Source organism: Paenibacillus sp. LHD-38 (assembly GCF_031157315.1).
Lineage (GTDB): Bacteria > Bacillota > Bacilli > Paenibacillales > Paenibacillaceae > Pristimantibacillus.
On record NZ_JAVIFU010000103.1, the window covers coordinates 1 to 6,396 of the forward strand.

Consider the following 6,396-nt stretch of genomic DNA (forward strand, 5'->3'; position numbering starts at 1 on the left):
CAGATCAATTCTATGCTCACTCGATAGACCAAATCGCATCCTAAAATGCTTAATGACACGAGAAGGAGGACATAACTTATCCCTCAAAAATTCGTGTCTTGACAATGGGGGGCATTACAATACCCCCCAGTGGTGCTGACTCTAAACTGAAAAAATATTGTAATATCGGCGGAAAATACAACAGTCCGAGAACAATAGTTATTGAACCGATACTTCGAAGATAAGTAAACTGTATAACAATCCCCTCCTGCCCTTGGCATTGATATTCAACTTAACATTTTGGTTTATTTCTCATTATACCCGTATTAATCTGAACAATAGCCGTTGATGTAATCTGCCCGTTAGCGTTACGAAGGCTACCACTCGGCAGCCCTTTTGGTGTTCAACTATCGTACCCGTTAGTTCAATCATAATAGCTTCTAAAATACACCCGTTAGTACACACAATCCGTACAACATTAGTAAAGCCCCAAAGTAAAATAAAGCTGTTAAGCCTGTAAAAGGGTCTAAGATAAAATCTAAAACCGCCATCCACCTTTCCTTAACAGAACTAGCTTTCTTTAAATCGGGTATGTAAATTAACAATGAAATGACCATACAAATAATTCCTGCAAATAAGGATAATGTCCCCACAATACCTTCCCCTTTTTAGGAAAACTTTTAAATTTAGTTTTCCCAGGTATTTTACGCAATACCCTGCTAAGCGGGTACTTATCTGCTAATCCGAGCAAAACCGAACGGAACCGTGTCTATTCCGAATAAAGCAGAAAGCGGCAACGCTATCATTCAAGCATCATTGGTTAATCCTTTCAGCAGGGAGGGTAAGGTGATTTTCCAAATAGAAGTGACGCTAGTTAACGGGGATGTTAATGAGGACGGGAATGTAACAGGTTAAATATGCGATAGACCAGCCTTCTTCTCTCCATAGGGAAGAAGGCTGGTCTTGTTTAATTGGCAGGCGCCAACCCGTTAACTCCTGATCTTAACCTAAGCTAGAAAGGTTCAGCCTTGATGATAACCGGAGGCATTCCACTCTTCATCCGCAGCGTACAGTACGAAGACCCGAGCGGTGAAGGCTGAACCTCCTCACCGGATACCGTGTATGTGCGCACCCAATCAGGCAGCGCAGCCAGCAGCTTGACGAGGTTCAGCGATACGAAGCAGCATCTCCTGAACGGCTTTCACCCAGCCCTAATTAGCATCGAGCTGAACCGGAGCCGTTGGCATGTTCATCGATACGCCCATTCCTCGCCAGATTGCTTAAACTTCATAATAAGAGCGCCTCCTTGATGGTGTTGGGTTTCAAACCCGTGGACAAACCCATCATACCGAGACGCTCCTTTTTTGACAAAGCCCATTTCTTAGGCTATACAGGAATGTTTAGTTCAATCGCTTTTTTTGGGCGGTTTTACATGGGTAACAAACGTTTTCTTGAATTCGCCATCAACCATCTCACTGATGATGATCCGAACGATATTGCCGTCATCATCGTATTCTACATGTAGCCTGTTCTCTTCGTATAACCCTAATCTCGGTGTAATGTTACCGAAGAAATCCACTTCTGAAAGCAGATCGTCCTCATACCTGTACTCCTCGTAATGAAGGTCCGCAAACTCCTCCATCCCGCAGTAACATTGTTCATACTTCATCAATTTCCCGTTTTCATACGTACATCTGGACACCGCGTCCAGCCCGCCTAAATAATTAAATTGCAGACCGTACTCTACATTTCCGACATAGATCAAATATTCTTCATCAAAAATATTTTCTGGTATTTCACCCTCAAACTCGTTAGCTCGCTTCACTCGGAGCATCTTCTCGTCCTGATCAAACCCATATTCGTATGAGTATTCACCCAATTTGGGAATCTTCTTTTTGAACAGCCTGCCTCGTTTCATACCGCCAACGACTAAATCCAAAACGGGGCTGGGACAGTAAAACCCGCGGTAGATCACGATTCCGCCTTTAGAATACGCATGTCTTACTATTTTCTCTTCCGCAGACGTGCGCAATTGCGTCAGTCTGTCGGCGTATTCGTGTTTGATTTGGACTAACTCCTCAATAATGCTTACAAAGGCATTGAGTTTTGACGAATCAATTCGACCCGATGCCTCTAACTGCACTTTTGCATCCTCTGCCCATTCATCGAATTCCGCCATCATTTTTTCAAACTCGTCCATGCTGTCCTCCTTATTTGGGACATGTCTCGCTCTTATATCAGTGTCTCCAATATAAGCCTTGGAGAAAACTGCCGTTAGCTTAATAAAAAGAAGGAGCAGCTGCAATGGCAAATCTGCTCATTGTTGCACTCCATGGCATATCAACCTTACCAAAGCCTTCTGCTCCCTGGATCTGTTGTTGTTTTACAAGTCCAACTTGCTTTGCATAGTAATCCAACATATCAAATACCGTAAAACGATGAAACTCAGTATTGAATGAAGGTTCATTTCGAGCATCAGGTTTAACCGGTCTAAGAACAACTACTGCCTTACCCGTGCCATCTCCATGCTCGTTTACTGGGACATTAAACTTAATAAATTCATTAAACCCATCTGCTACGGTAATCACAGTCACTACATAGACGCGCATTAGGGATAGGATTTAATGATTCATCATTAAAAGGCTTTTTCTTCGTTCCGTACCCATCGAGAACAGACGAAACTTTAAAATGCATAATTGCTTCAACCCTGTCTCTTGTCGGTGTTGGTTCAATGTTGCCTAATGAAAGTGAATTATTTTACCTCATCGTTTTTAGGTTAGTTTCCCATAAATGAGGAAAATCATTACGATATTCTGCCAGTTAGCTTAACAAGGAAATGGAACAGTTACCGCAGCAAACTGCTCCATGTTTGTTTAACTATCGTTACCCTTTGCTTAATGATATTTCCCTTTATTTCTTGACCTTCACTTCATTGATTCTACAATTTTAATCAACTCATCCTTTGTAAACTTCTTCTTTAGGAATTTCTTGTTTCCAATAATCACAGTATATTGTATACCAGAATTTTGAAATCTCAACTCATACCTGATCATGTGCTCCTTTATATTTACCCAACTCTACACTGACAGGAACTATCTCGACTTTAAGAAATCCATTTAAAGACTCGGAACGATATTTCAGTACTAATCGCTCTTCTTCACTCTCTATTTGGCCATCAAAGTGTGTTACTTTAAACGGGAACTCTGTTGGTATTAATACTCGTCTTTTATATTTATTTTGGTAATCCTTGACGAGTCTTACTTCGTCCATTAACGGGTTTGCACCATCAAATATAGTTCTTATTTGAGTGATTTTATTGTCTCTAAAAGTCAATTCCCAAATAAAAGCGAGTCTTTCACTACCCAACACTTCATCCCAAAAATGCCCCAAAAAGACTTTTATATTTTCAGTTGGAGATGTGACCAATTGATATCTCTTTATTGGGGAATTTTCTCTAATCTCTGGGATTGTGACTCCATTCGCAAGGTACTTTTGTGCTAGTGCATTTTCCTTTCTAACAATTGCTTGAACAAATTTTACTGAAGCATCTGAATCGTCATTAGCCATTGCAAATGGTAGCGAGGAAAATATTCCAGCAAACATCAGTAGAAAAATAACCAACTTTTTCATATTCATACATGATCACCTCTATGGATAACCTTTACATACTCAGGATTTTCATGCAGTTTGCTGGCTTACTCAAGACTGTGCCGAGGGTCTTGTTGTCCTTAATAGAAGAAACCATTTTCCCGGAATGGTACAGTGACCCTTATTCGCTGGATTGCTTTCCTTTGGATTTAATCCAAGTGACTAGCGTAAGAACAAGCAAAGGAAACACATACGATATCGACACATAAAGCGGGTGTATGGACGCTACTGTTTCTTCCCATTTAGTCATGCCTTCGGATAACAAGAGGGTGAGCAGCACAATGATCAAAGCAGTAGGAAATATGAGGATCCGGTAATCGCGCAAACGCAGCAGTTGAGATATAGCTAACGTCAGCGCATACAAGGTAATCGTGGCTTTCATGTAGGATCCTGCGATTAAGGCCATTGCGATGATGGATTCGATTCTTTCAATGATGTCGACAGCCTGGATCATGCGCGCAAACTGATACAGGGAGTATTTTCTTTCCCCTGCCATAGGGCCGAACATCATAATCGTGCATACGGCAGATGTAATTAAAATGACACCGTTTATGATAAGCGCCCTATACATAGATCTGTTTAGGTCTTTGCTGTTTGTCTTACGGACAGACGACAGCAGCATGACAAACACGACCACCTCTCCATAAGGGAACCCGTAAGTAAAATACGCGCCATGCAGCACAGGTTTGATTCCTTGCGGCATTATGGGCAACAGTTGTTCCGGACGATAGTCGGCAATTGCTAATAAGAAGATTAGGGCAACGAAACAAAGCATGACCGTGATGAGGATCATGAACATTCTGGCCATGGCCTCGATACCGGCCTGCGCAGTAATTGCGGCAGCTAACACCACAATAAAAGAAAAGATATACATAGGCGTTTCGTCCATTAAGGAGCTGGTCATAAACAAGTCGACGTCGATCACGATAGCAGCACACGCATGGACCAGAAAGGACACGAAAGGAATTGATAGGAGGTAGGTGATCCACGTACCGACCGTTTTGCGGCTGTATTCAATAAAGGTTAAGCCGGGGTATTCCTTATTCAGATAAAGGATACAGCTTAGCAGCAGCCCGCCAATCGTGCATGAAATAATCAGTGACAGCCACGCATCGTTTTTGGCGAAAGCGATTAGCGGTGCCGGAATATTGATAATGGCCGACCCTGTCATGAACGTGAAAAATAGGAGGGACATTTGTCCCTCAGTGATGGATTCGCGATTTTTCAAGATATTCCCTCCTTAAAATAGCCGAAGGTCTGTTCCGCCGTATCGGATAGCAACAGAACGGTTAATTTCTCCAGCATGGGTTTCCCTCCTATTTTTCTTCAGACAAAACCGATTTGCCTACGGTTGTACCGGTATTGATAATTTTCACATCTGTATGGATCTCTAATTGACTCTTCGCAAAAATCTCGTGCCAGTCTTCCTTTATGCTTTTCCATAACGCGGGGTGTCTGCGGTATATCAGATTGCCGAGGTTAATGACATCGACTTTTTTCCGCTTCAGCTCCTTATAAGCTTTCTGCATATCTTGCTCGACGACTTCTTTGACTCGATTGATGAATTTCATTTCTTCTTCGCTCGTCGTTATTTGGGAACACTTGAGCTCGGTAACGGTACCTTCGATCGTTACGGACGCTTTCACTGTAACAGATCTCTTCTTGATCTCAGGAGAAAGCTGGGTGCTCGTTGAAATAACTTGAATCGTTTCTTTCTTTTTCGATTTTCCATTCGGTTGGTTTAAGCAGGGGACTTCGATAACCCCTCGTACATACTCATCATTCAGCATCAAGACGCTTTCCATATCCTTTGAAGACAGCTTCCCAATCATTCTCCCTCTTTTGAGAAGGGCGGCCCCCGCTACCGGAGTTGTTTCTGTTATTTTCTTACTTCGGTAGAGGTAAGGAATCATCGCATCATCGACTTGCCCCTTCAGCTGAAAACCCAGATCATGCAGGGTCACATTTGCCGTCTTTCCGGAATATTTGTAAGCTACTTCTTGAATGGTCAGCAACTGCTGGCCGAGCGTATTCTCGATCAGCGGCTTCGTACTCATATAAGTACTAGCCTTTCCTTTGGCAATATGAACATAAGAAGTAAGGCGGATCTCCGAATTGCGATAAAAGAAATCGAGAATTTCTTCGAGCCCTCTTTTCTTTGCGAACGCTTCCCCAATAACAATAATACGCATATGGCTCCAGTGGACTTTGCGCCCCATATGGAGAGACAGGTCGCGCACGGTCTCGAACATCGATTCGTCCTCGGATTGCACGTTGACGAACGTATCGGCCCCACCCCTTCCTTTTAGTCCAGGGTTCGGTTTATATAACTGAGCCGTCAGTCGAATATTGCCATTCCTGCCTTCGTCAATTCCCAAAGACATAATGAAGCTTCTTTCGGGAAGCTCCATTTTGCTCCAACATCCCGTTAAAGATAGGAGAACCAGAGCAATCAAAAGCAGCTTCAGATGCAGCTTTCTCATCGCCATAGTCATCCTTTCTTTCGTTTTATAGACATATGCATATGCCGGTTGCGCGGCGAGCGCAAGAGGTGCTTCATAGGTGCGCGAATCAGCACATCAAGCAGCTGCCGCGGCCTAAGCGGAGCAATTGGGGCAAAATAAGGCTGACCGAGTGAGCGCAAGGTAATCAGGTGCAGCAGGATGAAGAGCAAGCCGAACAGGAGCCCGAATCCGCCCAGAAGAGCGGCAATGACCATTAGCGGAAACCGTAAGAGTCGAAGTGAAATGGCCGCGTTATACTGCGGAA

Annotated in this window: 6 protein-coding genes; all 6 read right to left on the bottom strand. The window is 43.2% G+C overall.

The window, feature by feature from the left end; genetic code table 11:
* Positions 1 to 1,384: 1,384 nt before the first annotated feature.
* Positions 1,385 to 2,179, bottom strand: a complete 795-nt coding sequence (locus RCO25_RS34110; RefSeq protein ID WP_309000489.1) for a hypothetical protein — start codon at positions 2,177 to 2,179, stop codon at positions 1,385 to 1,387.
* A gap of 79 nt (positions 2,180 to 2,258) precedes the next feature.
* Positions 2,259 to 2,573 carry a hypothetical protein gene (locus RCO25_RS34115; protein WP_309000490.1) on the bottom strand — a complete coding sequence of 105 codons (315 nt, stop codon included), beginning with the start codon at positions 2,571 to 2,573 and terminating at the stop codon, positions 2,259 to 2,261.
* Positions 2,574 to 3,018: 445 nt separating this feature from the next.
* Entirely contained in the window at positions 3,019 to 3,615 is a 597-nt protein-coding gene (locus RCO25_RS34120; protein WP_309000491.1) for a hypothetical protein, read from the bottom strand.
* Between the two features lie 133 nt (positions 3,616 to 3,748).
* On the bottom strand, positions 3,749 to 4,855 hold the full coding sequence (locus tag RCO25_RS34125; protein ID WP_309000492.1) for a GerAB/ArcD/ProY family transporter: 1,107 nt from the start codon (positions 4,853 to 4,855) through the stop codon (positions 3,749 to 3,751).
* 88 nt (positions 4,856 to 4,943) lie between these two features.
* Positions 4,944 to 6,110, bottom strand: a complete 1,167-nt coding sequence (locus RCO25_RS34130) for a Ger(x)C family spore germination protein (RefSeq protein ID WP_309000493.1) — start codon at positions 6,108 to 6,110, stop codon at positions 4,944 to 4,946.
* An 8-nt stretch (positions 6,111 to 6,118) separates the two neighbouring features.
* Positions 6,119 to 6,396, bottom strand: a 278-nt coding sequence (locus RCO25_RS34135; RefSeq protein WP_309000494.1) for a spore germination protein, incomplete at its 5' end; no start/stop codon positions are given.

Coding starts and splice junctions, on each gene's coding strand:
- RCO25_RS34110 (WP_309000489.1), bottom strand. CDS start 2,179: ATGGACGAGTTTGAAAAAATGATGGCGGAATTCGATGAATGGGCAGAG.
- RCO25_RS34130 (WP_309000493.1), bottom strand. CDS start 6,110: ATGAGAAAGCTGCATCTGAAGCTGCTTTTGATTGCTCTGGTTCTCCTA.
- RCO25_RS34120 (WP_309000491.1), bottom strand. CDS start 3,615: ATGAATATGAAAAAGTTGGTTATTTTTCTACTGATGTTTGCTGGAATA.